This is a genomic window from Micromonospora sp. CCTCC AA 2012012, assembly GCF_040499845.1.
GTDB lineage: Bacteria > Actinomycetota > Actinomycetes > Mycobacteriales > Micromonosporaceae > Micromonospora > Micromonospora mangrovi.
Window position 1 is genome coordinate 5,323,954 of the sequence record NZ_CP159342.1, and the last position, 13,416, is coordinate 5,337,369.

Below are 13,416 nucleotides of genomic sequence, written 5' to 3' on the forward strand. Positions count from 1 at the left end.
CGTCTGCCTCCTTCTTCTTCATCACGGCCGCTCTGTCCTGGACGCTCCAGGCGGGGGCGGGCTGTTGTCTTCTCGTCGGCCGCCGGCTGCCCCGCTGTGCGGGACGGTCGGGGCTCGGCCGGAGCGCTCATTGGCGATGAGCTCCTCCAGCCAGCGGACCTCACGCTCACAGGCGTCGAGGCCGTGGCGCTGCAGTTCCAGGGTGTACGCGTCGAGCCGCTCGGCTGCCCGGCCGAGCACGTCACGAAGACCTTCGCGACGCTCCTCGATCTTGCGACGACGACCTTCCAGGATCCGGAGTCGGGTGGCCTGGTCGGTCCGGGCGAAGAACGCGAAGTGCACGCCGAAGCCCGTGTCGTCGTACGTCTCGGGTCCAGCCTGCGCTATCAGCTGGGCGAAGCGTTCCTTGCCCTCCGCGGTAATGGTGTAGACCACCCGACCGCGTCGGCTGGTCAGCGCGGGAACCTCCTCGGCGGTCGCGGGTGTCTCGGCGGCTTCGGTGATCCAACCCGCCGCCTGCAGCCGCCGCAGGGTCGGGTAGAGCGAGCCGTAGCTGATCGCCGCCCGGATGGCACCGAGCTTGGCGGCCAGCTCCTTGCGCAGCTCGTAGCCGTGCATCGGGGCCTCCTGAAGGAGGCCCAGGATGGCGAGCTCGAGCATGGCCACCCCTTCTTCAACCCCGACGCGGAGCTGTTTACCCCGGGGCACGGCCCGGTAACCGCCGCGATGTATCGGACCGATACATCGCAACTTAGCGGAGAGCCGTGATCAGGGCAAACCCTCGCTCCGGGGTGCCGTCGTCACGGATGGTCACGGTGGTCGCCTGGCCCCGCCGGACCGCGTACCCTTTGCCGCATGCGTACGCAGCGCCAGGTCGTCGACTACTCGCTCCAGAAGCGAGCGGTGCTGCGTGAACTCCTCGCCGGCCGGATCGGCACGTACGACGTCTGCGACGCGTCGCCGTACCTGAAGAACGCCGCCCGGTTCCACGGCGAGCCGACCGATGAGCGTTGCCCCATCTGCCGGAGCGAGAACCTCATCCACGTCCACTACATTTACGGGGACGAACTCAAGCAGTCCGCCGGCCAGGCGCGGACCCGGGCGGAGTTGCCCGTCCTGGCGATGACGCTGCGTGAGTTCCAGGTCTTCGTGGTGGAGGTGTGCCCCGGGTGTGACTGGAACCATCTCGTCGAGCAGTTCCTGCTCGGGCGGGACGGGCTGACCGGTGGCACGGAGGACGGGTCGGCTCAGGACGCGATGGGTGGCTCGTCCACCACGTCCGGGTCGACCCCTCGTCGAAGGCGAGAGGCGCAACGGTGATTCGAGCGGTGTCGGCCGATCCTGGTCCGGTGGACGAGGGACGGGACACTCGACAGCTCGTACGTCTGATTGGTCCGAATGATCAGGAATTGACGCCTGCGCACCGGCTGGCCCGGGGTGTAGCGTCGCGTGTTCCGGCTCACGGCAACCCGGTGGTGGCGCGTCCGCGCCCCACCGCGACCGGCAGGGTGTGAGGAATGAACTACGGCGAACCCAGTTCTTCGCGTGGGCGGGCGCAGATCCCGGGGCAGGAGGGCGGGGCCTCGGCCCGGGCCTCCGTGACGCCCCCGGGTTCGGCATCCGCCGGCCGCGCGTCGGTCGGCGGCGCGGCCCCCGTACCCCGCAGTGGTGGCGCCTCCGGCGCGGCCCCGGTGGGTCGGGCCGGTGCGGGACGGGCCTCGGTCCCGGTCTCCCCGGCGCCCGGCGGTGTCTCCGGGCGGGCGGGCGCGGGGCGGGCCTCCGTCCCGGTCTCCCCGGCACCGGGTGCCGCGTCCGCGCGGGCCTCGGTCGGCGCGGCCAGCGTGGGTACGGCCGGACGGGCGAGCGTCGGCTCGGCCTCCGTCGGTGGTCGGGCCGCGGTGGCCCGGGCGGGTGTCCCCGGCATGGTCGGCGGCGGGCCGGGTGGCCCCGGCGGACCGGGTGGTCCCGGTGGGCCGAGCGGCCCGGGACGGGGCGGTCGTGACCCGAACGCGGTGGCCCGGGCCAAGAAGCGCCGCCGGATCAACATGCTGATCGCCGGCTTCGCCGTCTTCATCATGCTCGCCGGCATCGGCGTCGTCGGCTTCACCTACTACTCGACGAAGGTGATCCTCCCCGAGGACGTCACCCCGCCGCTGGCCACCACGATCTACGCCAAGGACAACAAGACGCCGATCGCCAAGGTCGGCGCGGAGAACCGCACCTTCGTCACCATCCAGCAGATTCCGCAGTGGGTCCAGGACGCGGTCGCCGCCGCCGAGGACCGGAACTTCTACGAGCACTCCGGCGTGGACTACAAGGGCATCGCCCGGGCCGCCTGGAACAACCTCACCGGCGGCGACAAGCAGGGTGCCTCGACCATCACCCAGCAGTACGCCCGCAACGCCTACGACAACCTCAAGCAGGACACGTACGGCCGGAAGGTGAAGGAGGCGATCCTCGCCTCCAAGCTCAACGACAAGTACAGCAAGCCCGAGATCATGCAGCACTACCTGAACGTCATCTACTTCGGGCGGGGCGCGTACGGCATCGAGGCGGCGGCACAGACCTACTTCGGCCACTCGGTGTCGAAGCTGACGGTGGCCGAGGCGGCGGTGCTGGCGGCATTGATCAAGCAGCCCGAGCCGAGCGCGACCCACAAGGGCTACGACCCGGCGATCAATCCGGAAGCCGCGCTGGACCGGTGGAACTACGTGATCAGCGGCATGATCACCAAGGGCTGGCTGGACGCCGCCGGCAAGCCGGCACACCCCACCGAATACCCGAAGAACATCAAGAAGCCCAACCTGAAGGGCAACGCCGCCGACTTCGGCGTCAACACGCCGTACGGCAACGTGATCAACTATGTCTCGCAGGAGATGCGGGACATGAAGCTCTGCACCGACGAAGACGCCCAGGTCACGCCGACGAAGCCGCTCTGCTCGCAGGCCCTGCAGAAGGGCGGCTACCGGATCACCACCACGATCGACCCGGACGTCCAGGAGGCGGCGCTCGAGGCGGCCCAGCGGGCCAAGAAGGGCTCGGAACTCGACGGTCAGCCGGCGAACCTGATGGCCGCCGTGGTGGCGATCGACCCCGGCACCGGCGGGGTGCGCGCCTACTACGGTGGTGACAACGGCACCGGCACCGACTACGCCGGCAAGAACTACGAGAACGGCCAGGTCAGCGGCGGCCACTCGCCGGGCTCGAGCTTCAAGATCTATACCCTGGCCGCGGCGCTCAAGGCGGGGATCTCCGTCAAGTCGCTCTGGAAGGCCTCGGCGTTCACCCCGGAGGGGACGAAGTTCAAGGTCAGCAACGCCGGTTCCGACAAGGTCTCCTGCGGCGACTCCTGCACCCTCGAGTTCTCCACCCTGCGGTCGTACAACGTGCCGTTCTACTACGTCACCGAGCAGATCGGCCCGGACAAGGTGATCGACATGGCCAAGCAGGCCGGCGTCACCACGATGTGGCGGACCGACACCAACCCCGCCAGGGCCTACGACCTCACCAACGCGGACCCGAAGAAGCTGGCGCCGAGTCCCTTCTTCAACGTGGTCGGCTACGGCCAGTACCCGATCACCGTGCTGGACCACGCCAACGGCGTCGCCACCTTCGCCAACGAGGGCCTCTACAACAAGGCGCACTTCGTGAAGCTGGTGCAGAAGCAGAACACCACGACCGGCAAGTGGGACACGGTCGGCACCGAGCGGGTGAAGCCGCAGCGGCGCATCGACAAGGACATCGTCGCCGACGTCACCTCGGTGCTGGAGCAGTACCCGAAGGGCATCAACCGCGAGTTGGCCGGCGGCCGGCCGGCGGCCGAGAAGACCGGCACATGGGAACTCGGCGACGGCAGCGACGACAACGGCGACGCCTGGATGATCGGCTACACGCCGCAGCTCGCCACCGCCGTCTGGGTCGGCAACGTGGGCGCCCGCAAGGCGATCAAGGACAAGAACAAGCGGATGATCAGCGGCGCGCGGATGCCGGGTGCCATCTTCCAGCGCTTCATGAACGACGCGCTCAAGGGCAAGGAGAAGCTGGACTTCCCGCCCGCCGCGCACGTCGGCAAGGACGACGTCGGCAACGGCACTCCCCCGCCGCCCCCGGCGCCGGACCCGAACCAGCAGCCGCAGCAGCCGCAGAACTGCACCGACCCGCTCGGCATCTTCTGCCCGCCGAACAACGGCGGCGGCAACCCCGGGCCGGGCGGCCCGAACGGCGGCGGCGGTCGACCCGGCGGTGGCGGAGGCGGGATCCTCCCGAGCACACCACCAACCCGTCAGACGTACTGACCCGTCAGACACGCACCGCCGACGGCGGCCGGACACCACGTCCGGCCGCCGTCGGCGTTTCCGCGTACCGGAATCTTTGCCGTCGGGGCGGGACGGCGACCCCCGCCGTACGGCAGGATGCCTCTTCATGAGCACCCAGTCGACGGCAGGCATCGAGGACACCGGGACGGTCGACCACCCGTCCCGCTCGGACGGCTTCGTCCGGGGCGTCTCCGAGGTGATCGGTGGCCCGCTCGGCGACCACGCGGTCGCCCTGGACCGGCCCGCCGGTCGGGAGGGCCGATTCTGGACGGCCGCCCGGATCGTGCTGGCGCTGGTCTGCCTCACGCTCGCCCTGCACTGGGTGCAGAAGTCGCCCTGCCAGGACGGCGCCTGGCAGAACAACGTGCAGTACACCCGGCTCTGCTACACCGACGTGCTCGCGCTCTACTACGCCGAGGGCCTCAACGAGGGCAAGGTGCCCTACGTCGACCACCCCGTCGAGTACCCGGTGCTGACCGGCTACTTCATGGGCGCGCTCGGGCTGCCGGTACACGCCCTCGGCGCGGACCACCCCGGGATCAACCAGGGCCAGTGGTTCTACAACCTCAACGCGCTGGTGCTCGGCGCGCTCGCCGTCGCCACGGTCGGGGTGATCCTCGCGCTGCGCCGCCGACGACCGTGGGACGCGGCGCTCTTCGCCCTCGCCCCCGCACTGGCGCTCACCGCCACCGTCAACTGGGACCTGCTCGCCGTCGGTCTCGCCGCCTTCGGCCTGTACGCCTGGTCGCGGACCAGACCCGGCCAACAAGGTGTCCTGATGGCTGTCCTGGCCGGGGCACTGATCGGGCTCGGTGGCGCCGCGAAGATGTGGCCGCTGTTCCTCCTCGGACCGATCCTGGTGCTCGCGTTCCGCGCCGGCCGCGCCCTGACGGCCCTGCTCTCCGTGGCCGCGGCTGCCGTGGCGGTGCTGGCGGTCAACCTGCCGATGGCCATTCCCTACTGGGACAACTGGAACCGCTTCTTCGAGCTGAACACCACCCGGCCCATCGACTGGGGCACCCTCTGGTACATCGGCCGCTATCTCGACGGGAAGGTCAGCCCGCAGGCGGGACCCTTCGACTGGCTGAACGCGCACATCCCCACCCTCAACTGGGTGTCGTACGCCCTCTTCGGGCTGGCCTGCCTCGGCGTGGCCGCGCTGGCGCTGCTGGCGCCGCGCCGCCCCCGGCTCGGCCAGCTCGCCTTCCTGGTCGTCGCCGCGTTCCTCATCTTCAGCAAGGTGTGGTCGCAGCAGTTCGTGCTCTGGCTGCTGCCGCTCGCGGTGCTGGCCCGGCCGCGCTGGGGTGCCTTCCTGGCCTGGCAGCTCGCCGAGGTCTGCTACTTCGCCGCCTTCTACGGCGAACTGCTCGGCGCGGCGACCAGCCGTCCCGTCTTCCCCGAGGGCGTCTTCGTGCTGGCCGCCAGCCTCCGGCTGGTCACCGTCGCGGTGCTCTGCGGCCTGGTGATCCGGGACATCCTGCACCCCGAGCGGGACGCGGTACGCGCCACCTACGCCGACGACCCGGACGGCGGAGTCCTGGACGGCGCCCCGGACGCGCCCTGGCTCGCCCGCCGGCGCGACCGGGAGGCCAGCCACCTCCCGGCCGAACCCGCCCCGGCCTGACCGGGCCGCGGGGGAGGTCGGTCGCGAGGCGGGTCAGAGCCGGTAGACGACGGCGTCGCCGACTTCCTCGCGGGTGATGCCGAGCCCGTCGACCGGGTTGTCCACGATGCGCTCCCAGGGCGTGCCGGCGAGCTGGCCGCGCAGGATCACCACGTTGCGGACGCCGAGGCCACGCAGGTAGTCGACGCTGGGCCGGTCCGGGAAGCCGAGGGTGAGCTCACGGACCTTGGCGAGGGAGTCCGGGGTGAAGCCGCTGCCGCCGTTGACCACGTCCTGGAACCGCGTGGTCGACCAGAGCATCACCGGCTGGTCCAGGTTCTGGCTGCTCGGCAGCACCAGCATCGGGCCGTTCACGTCGCGCATCGCCACCGGCTGCTGGGGCACGACCGGGTGCGGCGTGACGTTGAGCCCTTCCCCGATGACCAGCAGTAACGGCAGCAGGGTGGCCAGCCGCAGCCACGGGCCCGGCCACGGCGGGACCCGCTCGGCGGCCAGTTCGCGTACCCGGGCGCAGAACGCGGTGACCGCGCCCGCCGCAAGCAGGCCGAGCAGCAGCGTGGTCCAGAGCATCATCCGGCCCGGCGTACGCAGCCCGTTCCAGCCGGGCAGGTGCTCGAAGAGCGGGACGTAGGTGTAGGTGCCGTGGAGGAAGCGGGTGCCCATGGCCAGCGCCATCGTCACCAGCACCCCGGCCAGCAGCAGCAGCCGGTGCCGCAGCCGCCAGACCGAGAAGAAGAGCCCACCGGCGGCCAGCGCATAGAGCACGAAGCCGGGCAGCAGGGTCATCTCCGGATGCCAGGGCAGCGCGGCCCGGGCCCCCTCGTGCAGCTCACCCCAGACCCGCGACTCGGCGGGCGCGGTGAAGAAGCCACTCACCGGCGGCGAGTAGATGGCGATGTCGCCGATCGTCCGTACCGCGTTCGGGTGCAGCTCACTGACCTTGAAGTACGGCACCGCGAGCAGGCCGCCCACCACGGCGAAGAGCAGACCGCCGACCAGGTCGGCCACCAGCAGGCGTACGCCGAAGGGACGCCGGACGCCGGTCAGCCGCCGGCCGAACCAGCTCACGGCCGAGACCAGCACCACCCCGGCCAGCAGGTACGCGAACGGCAGCCCGATGCCGAAGCCGAGGCTGAGCTGCCACGCCGCCACCACCCACCCGGCGTACGCCCAGCCGGCATGCCGGCGCTGCGGCCGGTAGCCGTGGCGCAGCGACCAGCCGTGGCCACGGGCCAGCATCGCCAGCGCGAGCGGGATGCCGCCGTTGGAGACGATGTGCAGGTGCCCGGCCTGGGCGAGCAGCCACGGCGCGTAGGTGTAGCTGGCCCCCGCGACGGCTGCCCCGATCCGACCCGCACCCAACTGTCGCGCCAGCGCGTACGCCCCGAACGTGGCGAGGGCGTGCGCCAGCACGAACATGATGTTGTAGCGGAGCACAGCGGCCTCGGGGCCGTTGCCGATCATCCCGGCCGGGGCGTAGCCCAGCAGGGTGTCGGAGAAGGCGAAGCTCCACTGCTCCGGGAAGAACGTGTTGGAGTCCCACAGGCGCGCGGGATCGGTCAGCAGCGCGTGCCCCGACCAGGCCATCTGCCAGGCCTGGAGGCTCGGGTCCCAGTAGTCCTGCGGGAGGGTGTAGAGCGGGTAGCGCAGTGTCGGCCAGGTGAGCAGGACGGCCAGGGCCAACGAGGCGACGGCGGCCAGCGTCCACTCGTGCCCCAGGAACCGGCCGGTAGCCCGCCCGATCCGGCCGAGCCGGGTGGGCACCGGATCCGGGGCGGGCCCGAAGGACTCCCACGGGTCGGTCTTCGTCTTTGTGCCGCTGTCGGGGCCGGCCTTGCCGTCGCCGGCCGCGCCCTGGACCTTCTTGCCGGCTCCGGCCTTCCCGGCGCCGTCGGCCCCGCCACCACCCTCGGCTTTTCCGGCCCCGTCGGGCTCTCCGCCGCCGTCGGCCTTCTCCATCGCGTCGGGCTTCCCGTCTCGGTCGGCCTTCCCGACCGCGTCGGGCTCGCCGCCTCCGTCGGGTCTGCCGATCGCGTCCGACTTCGGGGCCGCGTCGTCGGGCTGTCGGCCCGGGGCGCCGGTCGGGGTCGCGTCGTCGGGCTGCCGGCCCGGGGCGCCCGTCGGGGCTGCCTCGTCCGTCCCGGTGCCACCGTCGGTCCCGGTCGGGGCTCCGCCCCCCGTCGTCCCGCTCTGCCGCGCGCCGGAACCGACCGCGCCCGCGGGAGCCGGTGCGTCCGCGTCGGCCGGCTCGGCGCGACCGCTCGTCGCGTCGGACTGCCCGGTGGTCATGCCGCCCGGCTCTCCGCGCCGAGCTGATCGCGCAGGAAGGCGATGTCGGCCGACTGGCCGTCGACCCCGCCGGGGGTCTCCACGATGACCGGCGCGCCGGCTGCCCGGATCACCGCCACCACCAGTTCCGGCTCGATGGTGCCGCCGCCGAGGTTGTCGTGCCGGTCCTGACCGGAGTTGAAGGCGCCCTTGGAGTTGTTGGCGTGCACCAGGTCGATCCGACCGGTGATCGCCTTGACCCGGTCGACCAGCCCGAGCAGCTCCTCACCCCCGGCATGCGCGTGGCAGGTGTCGAGGCAGAAGCCGACCTCATGGTCACCGAGGACGTCCCAGAGCCGGGCCAGCGCGTCGAGGTGCCGGGCGCAGGCGTTGTCCCCGCCGGCGGTGTTCTCGATGAGCACCGGCAGTGGGAAGCCGCCGGAGTCCGCCGCGTACGCGAAGGTCTTGCGCCAGTTGTCGAAGCCGACGGCCAGGTCGTCACCGGCGTTGACGTGGCCGCCGTGCACGATCAGCCCCTTGGCGCCGATGGCCGCGGCGGCGGCCGCGTGGCCGAGCAGCAGCTTGCGGCTCGGGATCCGGATCCGGTTGTTGAGGGTGGCCACGTTGATCACGTAGGGCGCGTGGACGTAGAGGTCGACGTCCGCGTCGCGCAGCCGTTCGGCGTCCTCCCGGGGCTTCGGGGCCTTCCAGCCCTGCGGGTCGGAGAGGAAGAACTGCACCGCCTCGGCGTCGCGGGCGGTCGCCTCGGCGAGCGGGTCGGTCGGATCGACGTGGGCTCCGATTCGCATGCAGGGGAGCCTACGTCGCCCCTGCGACGTCCGGGGTGACGGCGGCGGGGAGTTGCGGTGACCGGTTCGGGGGATCGACCGCCGTCGGCGCGTCCGTGGCCCGCGTCACCCGCCGGGCGGGCGGTCGTTGTGCGAGGTGGGATCGATGGTCGACGCTCCGGACGGGCGCGGTCCACAACGCGTCCGGGTCGGAGGGTCGACCCCCGGAAACGGGGTCGCCCCGCCGTGCGGCCCGGCACGACGGGGCGGGATCCGGTCCGGCCAGGACGGCACCCGACAAATTATCGGGACGAGTTTCGCCAATCGCCGCAAGACGTGACGAGAGTCGTTGTATGGTCACATCAGGTAACAACCTGATAAAGCTCCGCGGGGTGTCCTCGATCCAACCTCATCGGTGTGGTCGTTCCTCCCCAGGTCCCACCCAAGGAATGCGGACGGGACGCCCCGCGGCCTCGTGGACAGGGGTCCACCTCCGGTGCTCGACACCGGCGGTGGACCCCTGTCGCCGCGCCGGCCCGGTGCCCGTTCCGACCGGCCCGGGCATGATCGTCAGGACCGGGTATTCTGGTCAGGTTGTCCGCACCCGGCCGGGTTCCCCCGGTGTCAGAGCGGGCCACGACGCAGACCTCCTGCCACGGAAGGACCGTGGCCGCATAGCCCACAGGAGGTGAGCACGTCTTGCGTCATTACGAAATCATGGTGATCCTCGATCCCAGCCTCGAGGAACGCACCGTCGCACCGTCGCTCGACACGTACCTGAACGTGATCCGGACCGCGGGTGGCTCGGTGGAGAAGACCGACGTGTGGGGCCGCCGGCGCCTCGCGTACGAGATCAACAAAAAGGCCGAGGGCATCTACGCCGTCGTCGACCTGCAGGCCACGCCTGCGGCGGTCGCCGAGCTCGACCGTCAGCTGCGGCTGAACGAGTCCGTGCTGCGCACCAAGGTCATCCGGCCGGAGATGCGCTAAGCATTCACCCCTTTCCGGTTCGTCCGGACCAGCCTCATCGGCTCTGTCGGAGGGCTCTGAGAGCCTGTACGACAGACCTGATTGAGTGCGCGAGGAGATGGTCATGGCAGGAGACACCACCATCACGGTCATCGGCAATCTGACCGATGACCCCGAGTTGCGGTTCACCCCGTCGGGTGCGGCGGTCGCCAAGTTCCGGGTCGCTTCGACGCCCCGGTTCATGGACAAGACCACCAACGAATGGAAGGACGGCGAGCCGCTCTTCCTGGCCTGCACCGTGTGGCGGCAGGCGGCGGAGCACGTCGCCGAGTCGCTCCAGCGGGGCGCCCGCGTGATCGTCTCGGGCCGGCTGCGTCAGCGGTCGTACGAGACCCGCGAGGGCGAGAAGCGCACCGTCATCGAGCTCGAGGTCGACGAGATCGGCCCATCGCTGCGCTACGCCACGGCGAAGGTGCAGAAGATGTCCCGCTCCGGCGGCGGCGGTGGCGGCTTCGGCGGCGGTGGCGGTGGCGGTGGTGGCCAGGGTGGCGGCGGAGGCAACTTCGACGACCCCTGGGCCTCGGCTGCGCCAGCTCCCTCGCGCGGTGGTTCGGGCGGCGGAAACTTCGACGAGGAGCCTCCGTTCTAATGGCGCAAAGCGCCCGCGATCGCAAACCAGGAGCACGTGCAATGGCCAAGGCTGCGGCACTTCGCAAGCCGAAGAAGAAGGTGAACCCGCTCGACAAGGACGGGATCACCTACATCGACTACAAGGACACCGCGCTGCTGCGCAAGTTCATCTCCGACCGCGGCAAGATCCGCGCTCGACGGGTGACCGGCGTGACCTCGCAGCAGCAGCGGCAGATCGCCCGTGCGGTCAAGAACGCCCGTGAGATGGCGCTCCTGCCGTACACCGCCACGGCCCGCTGAGAGGAGGCACCGACATGAAGATCATCCTGACCCAGGAAGTTTCCGGTCTCGGTGCCCCCGGCGACATCGTCGAGGTCAAGAACGGCTACGGCCGTAACTACCTGCTGCCGCAGGGCTTCGCGATCAGCTGGACCAAGGGTGCGGAGAAGCAGGTCACGGTCATCAAGCGGGCCCGCGGGGCCCGTGAGATCCGCGACCTCGGCCACGCCAACGAGGTCAAGGCCCAGCTCGAGGGCCTGAAGGTCAACCTGAAGGCCCGCGCCGGTGACGGCGGTCGGCTCTTCGGTTCGGTCACCCCGGCCGAGATCGTCGATGCCGTCAAGGCGGCCGGTGGTCCGACCCTCGACCGTCGTCGGCTCGAGATGCCCGGGCACATCAAGTCGCTCGGCGCCTACCCGGTCAGCGTCAAGCTGCACCCCGAGGTGAGCGCCAAGTTCGACCTGAACGTCGTTCAGGGCTGACACCCGCGACACCCACGACAGGGCCCGCACCGGAACCCCGGTGCGGGCCCTGTCGCTCGTGAAAGGGCCGGCGCTGGTGGGGCCGGCGTTCGGGAAAGGACCGACGCCCGGTCAGCGCTCGTAGCTGCCGGCGCTCGCGGGGCGTCAGCCGATCGGCTGGCCCGTCACCGCGCTGATCATCACCGTGGAGAGGCCACCGCCGACCACCGCAGCGGCGAGCGCCACCGTCGTGGAGCGCCAGGTGGTGCCGACCCGGCGCAGCAGCACCGCCACCACCAGGCTGCTGACCAGCGCCAGAGCGAAACGGGGCGCACCCGCGACGAGCGAGTCGAAGGCGTGCGCCCGCGGTGAGTCGCACCCGCCGCCCGTGATGTCGGTGACGCACCCCGGCGGCGCCTGACCGCTCAGGGTCAGCAGCCAGAGGAAGACCAGCACCCCGGGGACCAGATAGCACGCGGCCGTGTACAGCAGCGGACGGACCGGACCACCCGGATCGGGATCGAGCAGGTCGTCCTCGAGCCGGCGGCTCCACGAGCCACGACCCATCGTCTCGATCCGGCTCCGGACCGACCCGCCACCGGCACCCCGACCCGCACCCGCCGGCTCCGCCCGGCGGCGCGGCACCGCACCGGGTCGCGGGCGCGGAGCGGTGTACGCCACCACGGGCGAGCGCGGCGCCGACGACGGCGCGTCCACCCAGCGCGGGTCGTCCCCGGCGAGCCGGGTGCCCGACCAGAACCCCTCGGCCTGCTCGGTCGTGGCCCAGCCCTCGGCCACCCGCTCCCGGACCGGGCCGGGCGGTGCCGTCCGGTCCCACTGGTCGACCTCGGCGTACCGGTCCGAGCGGGCCGGCTCCGCGTACCGGTCCCACTGGCCGGTGTCCGTGAACCGGTCCCACTCGCCCGTGTTGTCGGACTGATCCCAGCGGCCGGTGCCGTCCGCCTGGTCCCACCGGCCACCCGGGGCGGAACGATCCCACGCGTGCACGCCGGAGGCGTCCCACGGATCGACGGCGGGACGGTCGGCGGGGTCCGGCTCGGCCGGTCGCCCCCGGTCCCAGGAGTCGGCCGCCGGGCGGGACCACGAGGAGTCGACCCCGCGCCGGGTGCGCCGGGTCGTCGGCCCGCCGTCCCACCCGTAGCCCGGCTCCACCGCCGGGGCGGCGGAGGTGGACTCCTCCAGGCCGGACCAGACCACCTGCGGCCGCCGGGACGGGGCACGACGGGGCCGGCTCCGCGGTGCCGCGCCGGAGACCGGCTCCCCCTCGGCGGAGTCGGCGCGCCGGCTGCCGACGTACCCCTGCTCCTGCGGGGTGTCCAGGGTCCACTCGGCGGTGTGGTCGGAGGCCGGGGCGGCGCCGATCGCGCGCAGGTCGCGCCGGCCGGACTCCCGGCGGCGGCCGATGTCGGTCGCGCCGCGTCGCCCGGGGTCCGAGCGCGGGGCGATCTCGTCATCGTCGTCGTCGGGGGCGGCGTGTCGGCCGCCACCGTCGGCGCGGCGGATGCCGGACTCCAGCGCCCACCTCGGCAGGTACGCGTCGACCGGTTCCTCCTGCCCGCGCTCGATGGCGCGGCGGCGGCTGGGGGTGCGGCGCCGGTCGGAGTCGGCGGCGTACGGGTCGACCGGGAGCGACTCGGCGGGAGCGTCCCACGGGGCGATCGGCTGGCGCTCGCGCGGGCTGCCCTCCCCGCGTCCCCAGTCCCGGTAACTCACGGCCGGAGCGTGACCCTTCTCAACCGAAAGCGCAATCCGCTGTCCAGGTGTAGCCGTTCGCTGAGATAGTACGGGACGATCGGCCCCAGGGCTCGACCCGAAATCTTTCCTCCACAGGGTGGGGATTGAATAACCGCAGGTCAGAGCGGTTGCCGTCAGAATTCCCCATCACTTATCCACATGCTGTGCACACCCTGCGCACATGTCCGTCCACCGGCGTCCACAGGTTGTCCCGAGGCTCGTCCACCGGCCTTGTTGAGCGGCTGACCTCGGGTTCCGTATCGTTGGCTCCCGACCGTCCGGGCGGTGGCCCCCGATCGACCGGAGGGGTCGTCGGAAGTTGTCAG

11 protein-coding genes are annotated in these 13,416 nt (G+C 71.5%); 7 read left to right on the plus strand and 4 right to left on the minus strand.

The annotated features are described in order from the left end of the window. Positions 1-21: 21 nt before the first annotated feature. Entirely contained in the window at positions 22-660 is a 639-nt protein-coding gene (locus tag ABUL08_RS23855; RefSeq protein ID WP_350932198.1) for a PadR family transcriptional regulator, read from the minus strand. Positions 661-855: 195 nt separating this feature from the next. On the opposite strand from ABUL08_RS23855, the gene ABUL08_RS23860 reads away from it, so the two are divergent. The 3 genes from ABUL08_RS23860 (at position 856) to ABUL08_RS23870 (ending at position 5,940) form a co-directional block, all read left to right on the plus strand. Next, the gene (locus ABUL08_RS23860; RefSeq protein ID WP_350932200.1) at positions 856-1,320 is read left to right on the plus strand and encodes a DUF5318 domain-containing protein; all 465 of its coding nucleotides are present in this window, start codon (positions 856-858) and stop codon (positions 1,318-1,320) included. A 197-nt stretch (positions 1,321-1,517) separates the two neighbouring features. Further along, on the plus strand, positions 1,518-4,295 hold the full coding sequence (locus ABUL08_RS23865) for a transglycosylase domain-containing protein (RefSeq protein WP_350932201.1): 2,778 nt from the start codon (positions 1,518-1,520) through the stop codon (positions 4,293-4,295). A 127-nt stretch (positions 4,296-4,422) separates the two neighbouring features. Continuing rightward, entirely contained in the window at positions 4,423-5,940 is a 1,518-nt protein-coding gene (locus tag ABUL08_RS23870) for a glycosyltransferase family 87 protein (protein WP_350932202.1), read from the plus strand. Positions 5,941-5,973: 33 nt separating this feature from the next. Here ABUL08_RS23870 and ABUL08_RS23875 read toward each other — a convergent pair whose 3' ends face one another. Both ABUL08_RS23875 and ABUL08_RS23880 read right to left on the minus strand, forming a co-directional pair. Next, positions 5,974-8,229: a hypothetical protein gene (locus ABUL08_RS23875; protein WP_350932203.1), complete on the minus strand. Its 2,256-nt coding sequence runs from the start codon at positions 8,227-8,229 to the stop codon at positions 5,974-5,976. Beyond that, positions 8,226-9,017: a deoxyribonuclease IV gene (locus ABUL08_RS23880; RefSeq protein ID WP_350932204.1), complete on the minus strand. Its 792-nt coding sequence runs from the start codon at positions 9,015-9,017 to the stop codon at positions 8,226-8,228. Before ABUL08_RS23880 ends, ABUL08_RS23875 begins: the two co-directional genes overlap by 4 nt. A gap of 678 nt (positions 9,018-9,695) precedes the next feature. Between ABUL08_RS23880 and rpsF the strand changes: the two genes are divergently transcribed. The 4 genes from rpsF (at position 9,696) to rplI (ending at position 11,356) form a co-directional block, all read left to right on the plus strand. Beyond that, complete coding sequence (rpsF, locus tag ABUL08_RS23885) at positions 9,696-9,986, plus strand: 30S ribosomal protein S6 (RefSeq protein WP_007073791.1); 291 nt, start codon at positions 9,696-9,698, stop codon at positions 9,984-9,986. Between the two features lie 85 nt (positions 9,987-10,071). Then, positions 10,072-10,614, plus strand: a complete 543-nt coding sequence (locus tag ABUL08_RS23890) for a single-stranded DNA-binding protein (protein ID WP_350932206.1) — start codon at positions 10,072-10,074, stop codon at positions 10,612-10,614. A gap of 41 nt (positions 10,615-10,655) precedes the next feature. Next, positions 10,656-10,895, plus strand: a complete 240-nt coding sequence (gene rpsR, locus ABUL08_RS23895; RefSeq protein ID WP_007073789.1) for a 30S ribosomal protein S18 — start codon at positions 10,656-10,658, stop codon at positions 10,893-10,895. Between the two features lie 14 nt (positions 10,896-10,909). Then, entirely contained in the window at positions 10,910-11,356 is a 447-nt protein-coding gene (gene rplI, locus ABUL08_RS23900) for a 50S ribosomal protein L9 (RefSeq protein ID WP_350932207.1), read from the plus strand. 144 nt (positions 11,357-11,500) lie between these two features. Here the strand turns inward: rplI and ABUL08_RS23905 are convergent, their stop codons facing one another. Next, complete coding sequence (locus ABUL08_RS23905; RefSeq protein ID WP_350932208.1) at positions 11,501-13,069, minus strand: hypothetical protein; 1,569 nt, start codon at positions 13,067-13,069, stop codon at positions 11,501-11,503. Positions 13,070-13,416: the final 347 nt, after the last annotated feature.